Raw genomic sequence first — 14,182 nt, forward strand, 5'->3', positions numbered from 1 at the left:
CGTGCCCAGCGCACCCGGGACGAGCGTTCATCCTCAAGTTACTTTTGCTGGGGGCTTCATCTTTGATTTCCAGTGTGTTGTGCTTTTAACTTGTGCTTTCCTTCCGGTGCAGCCAAGGTGGTGCCCATGCTGTGCTTGTGCATGCAAGTCTGCATGCCGTAGGTCGTGTGGCCCTTGGCGATCGCGTCCGGCAGCTCCTTCGTGCGGTCCTTGTCCGCGATGAGCTCCCGCGTGAAGGCGGTCGAGACGAGCACCTCGAGGGCGGGCACCCGGCCCTTGCCGTCGGCGCGGGGCACGAGGCGCTGAGAGATGACGGCCTTGAGGATCGTCGCGAGCTGGAGCCGCACCTGCTTCTGCTGGTAGGGCGGAAAGACGGAGATGATGCGGTTGATCGTCTCCGTCGCGTCCAGGGTATGGAGCGTCGACATGACGAGGTGACCGGTCTCGGCCGCGGTCAGCGCCGTTTCGATCGTCTCGAAATCTCGCATCTCGCCCACGAGGATCACGTCGGGATCCTGCCGGAGCGCGGCGCGAAGCGCCGACGAGAAGGAGTGGGTATCGACGCCGATCTCGCGCTGGTTCACGATCGAGCGGCGGTCGCGAACGAGGAACTCGATGGGATCCTCGACGGTCATGATGTGGCTCGTCCGCTCGGCGTTGATGTGCTCGATCATCGCGGCGAGGGTCGTCGACTTACCGGAGCCCGTGGTGCCGGTCACGAGGACGAGGCCGCGATGCTCCTGGGAGATCTTCTCGATCACCTTGGGCAGGTAGAGCTGCTCGATCGTCTTCACGCCGAAGGGGATGACGCGGAAGACGATGCCGACGGTGCCCCGCTGCTGGAAGACGTTCACGCGGAAGCGACCGAGGCCGGGGATCCCGTACGCGAGATCGGCTTCGCGATTCTCGTCGAAGCGTGCCTTCTGGATCGGGTTCATGATCGAGAACGCGATCTTCTGGAGCTCGTCGGGCAGGATCCGCTCGCCGTTCTTGAGCGGCACCAGCGCACCGTCGACGCGGAACATCGGAGGGAGACCCGACTTCAGGTGAATGTCGGAGGCACCGCCCTTGATGGCGACCTTCAAGATCTCGTTCAGTTCCATCGGAGCCCCTGGTCCCCTGATTCCGCTCGTGGATCGACCGGGGATCGGACCCGGGAGTCCGACCCATCTCCTTCTTTTTCGACCGCCGAGGAGGCTTCCTTGAGGCCGAGACGGGGAGATGCCCACAGCTCGGAGGACAGGGCCTGGTGGCGCGAAGAAAGAGACAAATGGGCGAAAAAGTCAAATCATTTCAATGACTTGAACGGGCTCAACGCTCGGCGGATCCGGGCGCTCGAGGGCACCTCGCCCCGCGAATCCTCCTCCGAACGAGCGACGGCGCGCGTCTCGAGCGAAACGCGCGCCGTCAGGATGGAGCGGGCTGGGCCGGATCGAGGTCAGGCCTCGGGTGCGTCCTCGACGAGCTCGTCTTCGGCCGTCTCCTCGGGGCCCTTCGCCGGGACCGCCAGCTTGAGGCCCTTCGCGAGGTAGACCTCCTCCGCGAGCCGAGCGCAGACGTCCGGGTTCTCCTTCAGGAAGGTGCGCGCCTTCTCGCGTCCCTGCCCGATTCGCTCGTCTCCGTAGGAGTACCAGGAGCCGCTCTTCTCGACGATCCCCTCGTCGACGCCCAGGTCGATCAGGTCGCCTTCGCGGGAGATCCCCTCGTTGTAGATGATGTCGAACTCGGCCTGCCGGAAGGGCGGCGCGACCTTGTTCTTCACGATCTTGACGCGCGTCCGGTTGCCCGTGACCTCGTCGCCCTCCTTGATCGCCGCGATCCGACGGACGTCGACGCGCACCGACGAGTAGAACTTCAGCGCGTTGCCGCCCGTCGTCGTCTCGGGGCTCCCGAACATCACGCCGATCTTCATCCGGATCTGGTTGATGAAGATCACCGTCGCACCGGACTTCGACACCGTCCCCGTCAGCTTCCGTAGCGCCTGGCTCATCAGCCGCGCCTGGAGACCGACGTGGGTGTCGCCCATCTCGCCTTCGATCTCCGCCCGCGGCACGAGCGCCGCGACCGAGTCGACGACCACCAGGTCGATCGCCCCACTGCGGAGCAGGACGTCCGCGATCTCGAGCGCTTCCTCCCCTGTGTCGGGTTGAGAGACCAGGAGCTCGTCGACGTTCACGCCGAGACGGCGCGCGTAGTTCACGTCGAGCGCGTGCTCGGCGTCGATGAACGCGGCGACACCGCCGACCTTCTGGACCTCGGCGATCGCATGGAGCGTGAGCGTCGTCTTGCCGCTCGACTCCGGACCGTAGATCTCGACCACGCGGCCGCGCGGGAAGCCGCCGATCCCGAGGGCGATGTCGAGACTCGGCGCGCCACTCGAGAAGTACGGGATCGCGTGATCGACGGCGTCGTCCGTCATCTTCGTGATCGCGCCCTTGCCGAACTGCTTCTCGATACTCGAGACGGCGAGCTCGATCGCCTTCGCCTTCGCGTCCTCCGCGACGCCCCCTCGTTCCACCTTCGCCTTCGGCGTTGCCTGCTTGCCTCGTGCCATCTCGGATCTCCTCTCGTCTCGTCTCGTTTCGATGTCCGGTTGCCCGGTCGTCGTTCGTGTCTCTCTCGACCGCGTCCGCCCCGAATCGGGAGCGCGCGGATCTGCATCTCGTTCGCCTAGCGCTTGGCGTCGCCCGCCCCTCTCGCGGGGGACCCCGAACCTGCACTCCCCCGCTCCGCGCCGCCGGACGCCCCACCGGCCCCGGGTGCCGAGCCGCCGCCCCCCCGACGCAACAAGGAAGGTCCGACGAGCTCAGCGCCGATCAGGCTCCGGCGGATCCAGTCGAGGCCGACCTGGGCCGTCAGCCGGCGGTGTCGGCTCCGGTCCACCTGGAAGACGAAGGAGTCGGCGTGGGTCCCGGCCTCGCTCGCCAGTGCGATCCAGACCAGGCCGACCGGCTTCTCGGGCGTTCCGCCCGTCGGACCGGAGATTCCCGAGGTCGCGATTCCGAAGTCGCTCCCGAAGCGTTCGCGGACCCCCTCCGCCATCGCGCGGACCACGGGCTCGGAGACCGCACCATGGGTCTCGAGCACGTCCTCGGGCACGCCGAGCATCGCCGCCTTCGCTTCGTTCGTGTACGCGACCATGCCGCCGAGGAAGTAGGCGGAAGAGCCGGGGACGTCGGTGAAGCGTTCGGCGATCAGACCGCCGGTACAGGACTCGGCCGTCGCGACCGTCTTGCCGGCCTCCGCCAGCAGATACCCGACGACACTCTCCATCGTGTCCTTGCTGTCGGCCGAGCCCATCCCCTCTTCCCGGGAGTAGACCACCGCCCCGAGCCGATCCCGGATCGCGGCCACCGCCAGGGCGATCTTCGCGTCGGCCTCTTCCGCGGTCGCCGCCCGGGCGACCGGGCGCAGGAAGTTGTCCGGGAAGGTCGTTCGGAAGCCGAGCTCGACCTCGCCATCGCGCATCAGGTCGCGCAGCTCCTCTTCGAGGGTCGACTCCCCGAGACCGAAGGTCGCGAGGAGCTGGGCGCGGACGACCCGGCGGGCCGCTCCCCCCTCTTCCTCGGCGGCGAGCCGCGTCGCGATTCGGGGCAGGACCTGCTCGTCCATCATCCGGTCGAGCTCACGCGGCACCCCGGGCATCGCGAAGAACGTCGCGCGCCCCTCGCGGATCGAGAAGCCCGGCGCGGTCCCGATCGGGTTCTCGAGGACGTCCGCCTCCTCCGGGAAATACGCCTGCTTCTTGTTCGCATCGACCATCGCTCGCCCGACCCGGGAGAAGAAGGCCTCGATCGCCGCGAGGGACGGCGCGTGGAGCTCGAGCTTGCGACCGAAGGTCTCCGCCAGCACCTCGGTCGTCAGATCGTCCCGCGTCGGCCCGAGGCCTCCGGAAACGAGGACGAAATCGCTCCGCTCGGCGGCCCGCAGAAAGGCGTCGCGCATGTCGGCCGGATCGTCGAGGACGGAGACCTGATGGCGCGTGTCGAGGTCGTGGAGCAGCAGCCGCTCCGCGATCCGCGCCTTGTTCGAGTCGACGATCTCGCCGCGCATCAACTCGTCGCCGATGGTGATGATCTCGGCGTTCACGCGACGACTCCCCGACCCACACCGACGAACCCTGCGGCGGCACCCTCCGCTCCGCTCCCGCGAAGAGAGCCCTCAGCGACTAGAAGAGAGCCCTCAGCGATTGGAAGAGAGCCCTCAGCGACTAGAAGAGAGCCCTCAGCGATTGGAAGAGAGCCCTCAGCGACTAGAAGAGAGCCCTCAGCGATTGGAAGAGAGCCATCAGCGACCAAGAGAGAGCCTTCAGCGACCAAAAAAAAGCAGGTTGGCAGCACGCCCACGAGCGCGCCGTACACGCCCGCCACCACGTCGTCCGCCATCACCCCGAGTCCTCCTTCGAACCGGCGCTCGGCCCAGCGGACCGCTCCCGGCTTCCAGATATCGAACACCCTGAATGCGACGAATGCGGTCACGACCGCCACCGACAGCGAAAAAGAATCGAGGCGCGGCAGGAAGAGCGTGACGGGCACGAGCGCGATCCACTGGCCCACGACCTCGTCGATCACGATCCGACCGTCGTCGTGCCGTCCGAAGATCCGCTCCGCGCGTCCGGAAGCCCAGGTCCCGAGTGCGAAGGTCCCGACGATCGCGACGGCGAGCATCCCGAGCAGCGTCACGGGCTCGGTCTCCGAACCGAGCGACGCACGCGCGACCGCGAAGAACGCCAGCGCCGCCACGAGCGAGCCCATCGTGCCGGGCGCGACGGGAGCGAGACCTGCGCCGCCGACGACGGCGATCCACCGGGCCGCTCCATCGAGAAGGAGATCGAGCAGCGACGCGTCGCTTCGAGGCGCGAGGGCCGGTTCTGTACCGGTTCGAGGGGCGATGGGAAATCCCACCTCATGGGGACCGCAGATCGGGGGAATCGGCGGCGTCTTCGTCGCGGGGGGGCGTCGAACGGTCGAAAAGTAGCCGTCAGCGTCGAGCGCCGTCAATCGAAAAGGCGAAAAATCGACGAAAACCGGAGATCGATCGGAGATGCCGGCAGGGGTTCAGGCCCTCGCCGGAGAGGCCGATGAACCCCACCAGGACCGGCAACCGATGCGCACCTCCACCGACGACAGTCCTGCCGGCGCGCCCACCTCGGAGTGGGCGCTCCGCACGCCGAACGACTACGCGAGTCTGCTCCTCGAGCTGGCCCGGGTCGAGCGCGGGTATCGCTTCTACGGCGAGACGGACCCGCGAAGGCGCCCCCTCGCGGAGCGCGCCCACCTCGCCGTCCGGAGCGAGCTCGACCGCGCCGGCGCGATCGAGCTCCGCCTCGTCGCAGGCGGCCGTGGCTTCGCGATCCCGGGCGCGGACGGGCCGACCGAGAGCCGGGGTCCGATCGACGATCTGGAGACGGCGTTCCGGCGTCACGGCGTCCAGTCCCTCCGCCTCGATCCGACCCTGACCCGGACCGCCCTCGCCGGCCTCTTCCACCTCCTCGGGCAGGGGCACGACCGCCTCGCGAGTCCGGACCATCTTGCCCGGACCCTCGCTGCACGGGATTCGAGCGGCATCCGCATCAACGACATCGACCCGGACGTCGCGCCCGGCACGCCGAGCCTCGGCTCGACCTCCCCCCGCGCCAGCGCCTCCCTGGCCTCGAGCCTGCTGCCTTCGCGAGGAAGCAAACAGCCGGCGCACGAGCTGGAGAAACCCGCCCTCGACGACGCACCGCTCGAGGCCCCCGCCAACGACGATCGAGGCGAGAAGCTTCGAGCCCGACTGATCGAGCTCGACGCGACCCTCGAGGACGACGACTACCGACGGCGCGTCGACGACGTCGTGATCTGGGCGGAGGACCTCTGGCAGCAGTCGGCCGAGGAGGAGTGTCTCCGCGCGATGCTCGTCCTGGCGGACCACGCCGTCGGAATCGGCGGTCGATCGGTGGGGCAGGCCCGCGCGGCCGCCGCGAGCTTCGCGGCGCTGGCCCGGGGTGAACGCCTGGACTTCCTGATCGAGCGGGCCATGCAGGCCGGAACGGCCGGCGTCCGCGCGGCCACGCTGCTCCTGCAGCTCGGCGAGACGGCGGTCGGCCCGATCCTCGACCGATTGGCCAGCGAGACCGACCCGAACCGGGCGGCCCCGCTCCGCGGCCTGATCCTCACCCAGGGCGAGGCGTCCATTCCAGCCCTGGTCGCCGCCATCGAGGGCCACGACGTCGAACGGGCGAGGATGGGGACCCGGCTCGCCGGAGAGCTCCAGAACCCCGAGATCCTGCCGGTCCTGATCCGGGCCCTGCGCGTTCCCGACCTCTCGCGGCGGCTCGAGACGATCCGGGCGCTGAGCTTCCTGCCCGGTGAGGAATCGAAGCGTGCGCTCCAGGATGCGCTGTCGAGCGATCTCGAGGAAATCGCCGCGGAGGCCAGCCGAGCCCTCGCCACCAGCGACGGCAGCGAAGCCGTCCCGATCCTCCTCGACGTCCTCGAGGCGAGCATGCACGACACGCGCACGAAGCTCGGCTGTACGCTGATCGAGGTCCTCGGGCGCCTCGGCGACGAACGCGCGGTCCCGCGGCTCTGCGCGATCCTCGAGCGCCGCCCGGTCCTCCGCCGCGCCCACTGGCACGCGCTCCAGCTCGTCACGATCGATGCCCTCGCGATCCTCCCGACCAGGGAGGCGCGGCGCTGTCTCGGTCGGGCTTCGCTGCGCAGCACGCAATCGATCCGCGCCCGGGCGTGCGCCGCCCTCGACCGGACCGAGGAAGGCTGACGCGTCCGCGTCGCGGGCGTCGCCGCTACACTGCGCGCCGTGCGCATCCTCGGAGTCGACCTCGGCCATAAACGCATCGGTCTCGCCGTCACGGACGAAGACGGGACCATCGCGTTCCCCGCCGGCACCCTCGACAGCCGCGGGCGCAAGAAGGACCTGGCCCGGCTGCGCGCCCTGATCGACGAACGCGGCATCGGGCGCGCCGTCGTCGGCCTGCCGCTCCACCTCGACGGACGCCGCGGACCGGCAGCGGAAAAGGCCGTCGCCTTCGCGGAAGCGCTCTCGGAGCTCGCGGGGATCCCGGTCGAGACCCTCGACGAGCGCTGGACCTCGAAGGAGGCCGAGCGGCTGCTGGCGCCGACGACCGCGAAGAAGCGCGACAAGCGCCGGGCGAAGGGCACCGTCGACGAGATGGCGGCCTCCATCCTCCTGCAGACCTGGCTGGCCCAGCATCCGTCCGGCAGCGCCGGCCGGGAAGGAGGCCTCGAATCGTGAAGCGCCTCGCCCTCGCCCTCCTCGTTCTCGTCGGGCTCGCCGTGGCCGGCGCCGGTGCGGGCTGGATCTGGCTCCAGCGCGAGCTCTCGCCGATCGCCGAGAACGACGCGGCGGCGCGCGAGGTCGCCTACCTCGTCGAGTCCGGAGACTCGTTCTGGCGCGTCGCCGCGGAGCTCGAGCGCGACGGCGTGATTCGCAATGCGCGGGTCGCGCGCTGGTTCGCGCAGTCCGAGAACATGGCCTCGAAGCTGAAGATCGGCGAGTACCGCCTCTCGACGGCCTGGTCGACGCCGAAGATCTTCGAGGCCCTCACGCAAGGCCGGGTCGAGACCCACGCCGTCGTGATTCCGGAGGGCTTCCGCGCGACGGAGATCGCCGCGCGGCTGGAAGCGGAGGGTCTCGCCGAGGCCGACCGCTTCCTCACGATCGTCTTCGATCCCGAGAGCCCCGAGCGTTACGGCGTCGAGGGCCCGACCCTCGAGGGCTACCTCTTTCCCGACACCTACCGCTTCGCCCGCGGTCTCCCGGAAGAGCGGATCGTCCGTGCGATGGTCGACCAGTTCCTCGCCGTCCAGCGCGAGATCGTGGCCGTCGACGAGGATTTCCCCCTCTCGATGCGCGAGCACGCGACCCTCGCTTCGATCGTCGAGAAGGAGACGGGGGCGGCCCACGAACGGCCGCTGATCGCCGCCGTCTTCCTCAACCGACTGAAGAAGCACATGAAGCTCCAGACGGACCCCACCGTCATCTACGGGATCGAGAACTTCGACGGGAACCTCAGGCGGATCCACCTCGAGGACGCGAGCAACCCGTACAACACGTACTCGATCCGAGGCCTGCCGCCGGGGCCGATCGCAAGCGCGGGACGCGACGCGCTCCGCGCCGTCGTCGAGCCCGCGGACACGCCCTATCTCTTCTTCGTGTCGAAGAACGACGGGACGCACATCTTCGCCCGCACCAACGCCGAGCACGAACGCAACGTCGACGAGTACCAGCGGCGGAGGCGACGGCGTTGAGCCGGGACGCCGCCGACGCGATCGAACTCTTCTACCTCGAGCGCGTTCCTGAACACTACAACGCGACGCTGACCGACCAACGACAGGCGGCCCGCGACAGTGAGCAGGGCGCGCGGATCCTCGCCGAGATGGAGGCGGTCCGTGCGTCGATCGTGGTCATCGTCGCCGAAGCGACGAAGAAGCGCTGGTTCGCGTTCGACATCGAACGCGGCGAGATGGTGTCGGTCGCGACGCCCGCACACACGCCCTTCCTGGTACTCGCGCACACGGCCGCCGATTTCCCGGCGCTTCACGAGGCGTGCGGAGACTCCTTGCTGGGCTTCCTCGGCGCGCTCGCTGGCCTGGGCGACGACATGCGAATCACCGCGCAGCGCGTCCGAAGCCTGCGCGAGCTCGCAGGCGGCATCTCGCTCGAACGCACCGGCGCCGGCGGCTTTGGACTCACGGCCTGGTTCGGCGTCGCCGAGGACGAGTCGCTACCGCCGTCGATCCCCACGACGTCCGACGCGACGATCCGACTCGACGCCGAGACGTATGCGCAGCTGCGGAGCGGACGCCTGGACGCGCAGGACGCCTTCCTTGCCGGCTCGGTCCCGATCGAAGGAGACGAGGGCCTGGCGATCGGGCTTGCGCTGGCGGCGATGTCGCCGGACTAGGCTCCCGCGGCGACCTTTCGCGATCGCCGGCGCGCGAATGCGGCAAGGGAGATCAGCGCGGCACCGGTTCCCATGCTCGGCTCCGGCGCGTAGATCACGCGGTCGAGACGGCGGCCGTCTCCCAGGGAGAGGATCTCGATCTCCTTGATTCCCCCTGCCCCGAGCGCGGTCACGACGTCGACGGTCTGCGCCACGGGCCCCCCGAAGAGCGAATGTCGCTGGAGCGACATCGACCCGAGGCTCTGGCCCAGATCGTCGTACGCGAAGAGCACGGCTTCGCCGTAGAAGAAGTCTGCGTCCAGCCCGAAGAGCAGCGACTCGAGCACGAGCTCGTCGACCGGATACGGAAACTCGAGGCGCATCCACTCGCTGCCGTCCAGCATCAGTGCATCTTCTCCGCCCACGACCCCCATCCCCGCGTTGCCCCCGGACTGGCCATCGACGAAGTAGATCTGACTCGATCCGACGAAGCGCACACCGCAGATCGTCGGCGCCGGGTAGGCCAGGTCCACGTAGCCTCCACCGACGAGATCGATCTCGACGGCCCCCGTCTCGTCGTATCCGAGGCGTGTGATGCGGCTCGCGTCTCCCAGCGCGGTCATGACGAAGCGGGACATCGACGCTCCACCGTAGATCGCTGCGAGATCCTTGGTGCCGGCTTCCTGGATCAACTGGAAGCCCATCGAGGCGCCGGTCGCGTCGAAGGCTTCGACGAGCATGCGCCCGCTGATGCCGTCTCCATCGATGTCGAGTGCATCGATGACGTCGATCTGAACGCCGAGCTGTGGGGCGTCGAACTCGAACTCGATCCACTCCGTGCCGTCGACCATCGACGTCCCGAACCCGCCGGCGATGCCGAGCCCGGCGTCGGTCAAGACGTCGTCCGATCCGCTGACGACCACCCCGCAGACATGCAGGTCGATCGTCTGTCCGGCGATTTCATCGAAGGTGATCTCGACGGCCAGGACCGGCGAGGCGAACGTGAGTGAAAGGAAGAGGATCAGACTCCAGAAGCGTCGTCGGTCGGTGAATCGCGAATCCATGCTCAGGGCCCTCCGTTCGGGTCCCTCTCAGGATCTCGCAGCGCGCCACGGCGTTCCGTGAAGCGGTTCATACAGATGACCCATTGCTCTGCGACCCGATCGCTGGGCGAGCCCGAACGTCGCAGACCGCGATCCGTGATCGTGCCCTAGGGACGTCGCCCTCGCGCGAGCCGCGCTCCCAGGAGCCCGAGCCCGAGCGCCGCCGCGATCGGCACGGCGGGGCCCAACGGCACCGACGGCGCAGCGGTTCCGATCGTCACGTCGGTCCCGATCGGGAACCCCTGTGAGACGGCGAGCTCTCCGGGGATCTCGATGAGCATGAGTCCGCCGCCCGTCAACCGGAAGCGCGGATTCCCGACGAAACAGCTCCCGTCACAGAAGGAGAATTCGCCGGCCGAGTTGCCCCCGCGCGGCCAGATCAGCTCGTCGGCCGTGGCCGCGAGAGACACGCTCACGCCGCCGATCACGCCGGTTCCCGGAAACTGCGCGACGACCGTGCTGCCGTTGGTCGAGAGCGCGAGCTCGAAGGCGACGATGTTCGAGGGAAGAATTCCGGTTCCGATCGTGCCGTCGGTCTCGATCGTGCCGACGACGGTGCCGGAGTTGCCGGCACCGGTGACGACGAGGTCGACGTCGTAGACGACCGCACCGGCCGGGGCCGCGAGGAAGAGTACGAGGGAGAAGACGAGTCGCGCGAGCGAGCGAGCGGACGAAGAGCGGGAAGCGTGGAGCATGGGAAAACCTCGACGAGTTCCCCTCGACCGTTTCACACCGCCCGCGGGCCGGCAATCGCGAACGACACCGGGGATCGCAATCCTTCGTAACCGAACCGCGAGATTTCCGATCGCGGACGATTCTCCATCCCGGGGGAAAGAGGCTCCCGAAGTGTCGTCGCCGGCGGTTCGGTGAACGCCTTCCGGATCGCGTCGTCACGAGCCTGTTAGGCTGCTTCCGGTCGGCGGGAAACCGGAAGCCTGCCGCAGCGAAGGCGTGCGAACCAACGCGCGAGGGAGGACCGGGGCGATCCGAAAGCCGTTGCAGCGGAGCGATCAGGTCAGAGCGACTTCTCGCAGCAACGGAGCGATCAGGTCAGAGCGACTTCTCGCAGCAGCGGAGCGATCAGGTCAGAGCGACTTCTCGCAGCAGCGGAGCGATCAGGTCAGCGCGACTTCTCGAAGAAGCGAGATGTTGTCGAGGGCCTTGCCGGCGCCGTGGACGACCGCCGTGTAGGGGTCTTCGCTGCGCAGGATGGGAAGCCGCGTCTCCTGGCGGAGCAGGTGGTCGAGATCGCGCAGGAGCGAGCCCCCGCCCACGAGCATGATGCCGCGGTCGACGATGTCGGCGGCGAGCTCCGGCGGCGTCTTCTCGAGCGTCAGGTGGACCGTCTCGACGATCGCGTGGATCGGCTCGACCAGCGCTTCGCGCATCTCGTCGCTCGTGGTGGTCACGACCTTCGGGATGCCGGCGACGAGGTCGCGGCCCTTGATCTCCATCTCTTCGATCGAGCTCTCGGGAGACGCCGACCCGATCGTCATCTTGACCTCTTCCGCGGTCCGCTCGCCGATCAGCATGTTGTACTTGCGCTTGACGTAGTTGATGATCGCCTCGTCCATCTTGTCGCCGCCGGTCCGGATGGAGCGGCTGGTGACGATGCCCGAGAGCGAGATCACGGCGACGTCGGTCGTGCCGCCGCCGATGTCGACGACCATGTTGCCCGTCGGCGCGGTCACGTCGAGGCCGGCGCCGATCGCCGCCGCCATCGGCTCCTCGATCAGGAAGACCTCGCGGGCGCCGGCGGAGAGCGCCGACTCGCGGACGGCGCGCTTCTCGACGCTGGTGATGCAGGGGGGGACGCAGATCACGATCCGCGGTCGCGCGAGCGTGCGCCGGTTGTGCGCGCGCTGGATGAAGTAGCGGAGCATCGCTTCGGTGATCTCGAAGTCGGCGATCACGCCGTCCTTGATCGGGCGGACCGCGTCGATGTTGCCCGGCGTGCGCCCGAGCATCTCCTTCGCTTCGTGGCCGACGGCGCGAACGCGGGCGGCCTTGCCGCCGGTGTCCCGCGTGACCGCGACGACCGAAGGCTCCGAGCAGACGACGCCCTTCCCCTTGCTGTAGACGAGCGTGTTGGCCGTTCCCAGGTCGATCGCGAGATCGTGCGAGAACATTCCGGCGATGGCGTCGAGCAGCATACGCTTCTCCCGATTGGATTCACGGACCCGCAGAGCGGGGGCAAGCGGGTCTCGTATTCCTGAATCGGCAAGAAGGCGCAGAGATTGAGCCCAAAGGGGCCCTGGGCAAAGGGTTTTTCGCCCCGGTCACTCGTGAGCGGGCTCACAACGTCCACTGCGCGTCTCCGGGGAACGCCCTAGAGCGTCCGTCCCGAGCGGAATCGAGCGCATGGGGCGAGAGATCGCGCCTCCTGTGAGGCGGCCGACGGGGCCCGTGTCCTCGCCGGCGCAGCGTGCCCTCTCGATCCCGGTCGATCAGCCGACGGTGGGGTCGATCCACACGCCCGACGGCTGGACGACGGACTTCCTGGGCATGGCGCTCCGACGGGTCGACCCGGGCAACGTGCTCGCCACACCCTGTGCAGCGCCGGACCGTCCGATCAGTCGTTGCCGCCCGGCGTCGGTCTCCGACCGCGCACCGCGAAGGCACCGAGGGTCACGGCCCCACCGAGCAGAAGGGCCGGGCCGACGCCGCCGAGCACCGGTACGAAGAACGAGGGCCCGGGGTGGCCCGGCGCCGCCGAGATCCTCCGCACGACCCCGTCCTGCTTGTTCAGCACGTAGATCTCCCCATCGTCCCCCTCCGCGAACCGCGTGTCCGTTCTCGAGAGGAAGGGATTGCCGGTCGCGTCGCGAAGAAAATCGCGGAACGTCTTGTCCACGCCGCCGTCCCGGATCCGCACTTCTTGGTAGGGTGCGAGGCGTCCGTCCTCCAGCGCCCCGATCGCGCCGAACGCGTTCCGTTCGAGCAGCTGGTTCACGTGGACGGCGAAGATCGGACCCGGACTCGTCGCGAAGTCGGCGAAGAACATCGTGCCCGTGAGCGCGGGAATCGAGGCCCCTCGATAGACGGGACCGGCGACGATCGCGGCGTTCCCGGTGAGCCCGTTCTGCACGTGATCGTATTGGGCGACCGGATAGGCGAAGTCGTCGTTCGGATGTTCCGGCGGGAGCGGGGAGACGCTGCTGCCGTTCACGTAGGTGTACGCGCCTTCCCGGCCGTCCCACCCGTGATTCTGACCGCGCCGAACGAGATCGATCTCTTCGACCACCCCCTGGCCGATGTCCGACACCAGGAGCCGACCGGAGACGCGATCCCAGAAGAACTTGTGCGGATTGCGAAAGCCGTAGGCCCAGATCTCCTCGATCCGATCCGGCTGACCGAAGAAGGGGTTGGACGCCGGCACCGAATACGGTGCCGTGCCCGCCTGCAGGGGATCGATCCGCAGGATCTTGCCGTGGGGATAGGCGGTCGGCGTCGTGTCGATGTCCTGCGCAAGGCCGAATGGATCGCCGAAGGATCCGCCGTCACCGAGGGCGAGATAGAGCAGGCCGTAATCGGCGTCCCCGGGCGAGCGGCGCGGGTCGAAGCCCAGGTCGCCCCCGTCGTGGTTGACGAAGGGCTGAGCGATCCGCATCAGCTCCCGGTAGGAGGCCGGGTCGACCTCGCCGCTCGGCAGGAGCGTCCACTCGGCCAGCACGGTCCGATGGTCGACGCCCGAGGGCGAGGCGAAGTCGACCGGCCCGCCCACGGGCAGGGCCTGCGCGGTCCGGCTGAACGTCACGTAGAGCTTCCGGAAGCCCGGCGCGGTCGGGTCTCCGAAGTCCGGATGGAAGGCCATCGCCCGAACCCCGGCCTCGTTCGCGATGAAGAGATCGCCGACCGCGGCATCGAGATCCAGGAAGACCGATGCGACGGGGGACGCCGAGGGAAGCGGGAACGAATGGATCGTGCCGCGCTGGTCGATGACGTAGGCGAGCCCGGTCGTCTCGTTCCAGACGAGATCCTCGAGACGCGGAGGCAGACCTGCGCTGTCGGGAATCGTCACGACGTCCGCGAGTTCGATCGTCCAGCTCGCGATCGGCGCCGAAGTCGGGATCGGATTCCCCGTGGTCTGCGCGGAAGCCACGCTGATCCACGCACCACACAGAAGCGCCGCCAGCCCGAGCGGGATCCGGCTCATCGTCCGCCCTCCTCG

11 protein-coding genes and 1 pseudogene are annotated in these 14,182 nt (G+C 68.5%); 4 read left to right on the forward strand and 8 right to left on the reverse strand.

Translation table 11 applies throughout. The features are described from left to right. Nucleotides 1–146: 146 nt before the first annotated feature. The 4 genes and pseudogenes from NXI30_26795 to NXI30_26810 all read right to left on the reverse strand — a co-directional run bounded on the left by NXI30_26795 (nucleotide 147) and on the right by NXI30_26810 (nucleotide 5,000). Nucleotides 147–1,103, reverse strand: a pseudogene (locus NXI30_26795) (PilT/PilU family type 4a pilus ATPase). Between the two features lie 335 nt (nucleotides 1,104–1,438). Then, nucleotides 1,439–2,554 carry a recombinase RecA gene (gene recA, locus NXI30_26800; GenBank protein MCR9097844.1) on the reverse strand — a complete coding sequence of 372 codons (1,116 nt, stop codon included), beginning with the start codon at nucleotides 2,552–2,554 and terminating at the stop codon, nucleotides 1,439–1,441. Between the two features lie 116 nt (nucleotides 2,555–2,670). After that, the gene (locus NXI30_26805) at nucleotides 2,671–4,089 is read right to left on the reverse strand and encodes a competence/damage-inducible protein A (GenBank protein MCR9097845.1); all 1,419 of its coding nucleotides are present in this window, start codon (nucleotides 4,087–4,089) and stop codon (nucleotides 2,671–2,673) included. Continuing rightward, on the reverse strand, nucleotides 4,086–5,000 hold the full coding sequence (locus NXI30_26810; protein MCR9097846.1) for a phosphatidylglycerophosphatase A: 915 nt from the start codon (nucleotides 4,998–5,000) through the stop codon (nucleotides 4,086–4,088). The genes NXI30_26805 and NXI30_26810 overlap by 4 nt, the downstream gene beginning before the upstream one ends. Nucleotides 5,001–5,043: 43 nt before the next feature. On the opposite strand from NXI30_26810, the gene NXI30_26815 reads away from it, so the two are divergent. Genes NXI30_26815 through NXI30_26830 form a run of 4 tightly spaced genes read left to right on the forward strand, consistent with a single transcriptional unit; the run spans nucleotide 5,044 to nucleotide 8,929 of the window. Continuing rightward, on the forward strand, nucleotides 5,044–6,762 hold the full coding sequence (locus NXI30_26815; protein MCR9097847.1) for a hypothetical protein: 1,719 nt from the start codon (nucleotides 5,044–5,046) through the stop codon (nucleotides 6,760–6,762). A gap of 39 nt (nucleotides 6,763–6,801) precedes the next feature. Further along, on the forward strand, nucleotides 6,802–7,257 hold the full coding sequence (ruvX, locus tag NXI30_26820) for a Holliday junction resolvase RuvX (protein ID MCR9097848.1): 456 nt from the start codon (nucleotides 6,802–6,804) through the stop codon (nucleotides 7,255–7,257). Further along, nucleotides 7,254–8,273 (forward strand): endolytic transglycosylase MltG, encoded by a 1,020-nt coding sequence (mltG, locus tag NXI30_26825; GenBank protein ID MCR9097849.1) that lies wholly within the window; start codon nucleotides 7,254–7,256, stop codon nucleotides 8,271–8,273. The genes ruvX and mltG overlap by 4 nt, the downstream gene beginning before the upstream one ends. After that, nucleotides 8,270–8,929, forward strand: a complete 660-nt coding sequence (locus tag NXI30_26830; protein MCR9097850.1) for an SCP2 sterol-binding domain-containing protein — start codon at nucleotides 8,270–8,272, stop codon at nucleotides 8,927–8,929. Before mltG ends, NXI30_26830 begins: the two co-directional genes overlap by 4 nt. On the opposite strand, the gene NXI30_26835 is transcribed toward NXI30_26830, so the two are convergent. From NXI30_26835 to NXI30_26850, 4 genes are all read right to left on the reverse strand, one after another. Continuing rightward, nucleotides 8,926–9,972 (reverse strand): hypothetical protein, encoded by a 1,047-nt coding sequence (locus NXI30_26835; protein ID MCR9097851.1) that lies wholly within the window; start codon nucleotides 9,970–9,972, stop codon nucleotides 8,926–8,928. The genes NXI30_26830 and NXI30_26835 overlap by 4 nt on opposite strands. A 146-nt stretch (nucleotides 9,973–10,118) precedes the next feature. After that, nucleotides 10,119–10,706, reverse strand: coding sequence for a hypothetical protein (locus NXI30_26840; GenBank protein MCR9097852.1), 588 nt, complete (start codon nucleotides 10,704–10,706; stop codon nucleotides 10,119–10,121). A gap of 420 nt (nucleotides 10,707–11,126) precedes the next feature. Beyond that, nucleotides 11,127–12,164 carry a rod shape-determining protein gene (locus NXI30_26845; protein ID MCR9097853.1) on the reverse strand — a complete coding sequence of 346 codons (1,038 nt, stop codon included), beginning with the start codon at nucleotides 12,162–12,164 and terminating at the stop codon, nucleotides 11,127–11,129. A 419-nt stretch (nucleotides 12,165–12,583) separates the two neighbouring features. Next, nucleotides 12,584–14,167, reverse strand: a complete 1,584-nt coding sequence (locus NXI30_26850) for a PQQ-dependent sugar dehydrogenase (protein ID MCR9097854.1) — start codon at nucleotides 14,165–14,167, stop codon at nucleotides 12,584–12,586. Nucleotides 14,168–14,182: the final 15 nt, after the last annotated feature.

Source organism: bacterium, assembly GCA_024742285.1.
In the GTDB taxonomy this organism is placed as follows: domain Bacteria; phylum Myxococcota_A; class UBA9160; order UBA9160; family UBA4427; genus UBA4427.